1 protein-coding gene is annotated in these 582 nt (G+C 48.5%); it reads right to left on the reverse strand.

The features are described from left to right. On the reverse strand, positions 1-582 hold a 582-nt coding region (locus R7R78_RS28155; protein ID WP_225474854.1), incomplete at both ends, for an exonuclease domain-containing protein.

The raw sequence follows: 582 nt of genomic DNA on the forward strand, positions 1-582 counted from the left end.
CGCGGTCAGTTTTTTACTTTGCACCAAGAACAATTCCGCGCACGCCAAGGCATCACTGGCGGCTGAGTGCGATAAGTACCCCGGCAGGTGATAATAGCGGCGCAAATCGTCCAACTGATAACTGCTGTGCGCGCCGCTTTTCCCTGCATAGCTAAACTGCTTTTCGATTTGCAGAGTGTCGATAAAATACGCGGGGAAATCCTCTACTTGGTAGCGAGAGGAAAAATAAGCGTGAATGAAGGCTTTTTCAATGCAGCATCCGTGGGCGAGCACCACTTTTCCTGTGATGCGTTCCAACAACCGATTCATCCCTTCATCCAATGGCAGTCCTTTGGCGAGATCTTGCGGAGTTAAGCCATTAATTTTCGCTGTTTCTGGTTTGATGAATTGTCCGTGACAAATGTACCACTCTTTGGAGCTGGCGATATCAATGCCGTCCAGCGTTAGGTCAACCACGCCAATCGATAAGATTTTATCGCCTTGTGCGTCCACGCCTGTGGTTTCAAAGTCCAACGCAACAAAACTCAAATCCTTCAAGGTCGTTGAGTCATCCACCAAAGGCTGTTGAAGATAGTCTTTCAG

Source organism: Vibrio sp. 2134-1 (assembly GCF_033339495.1).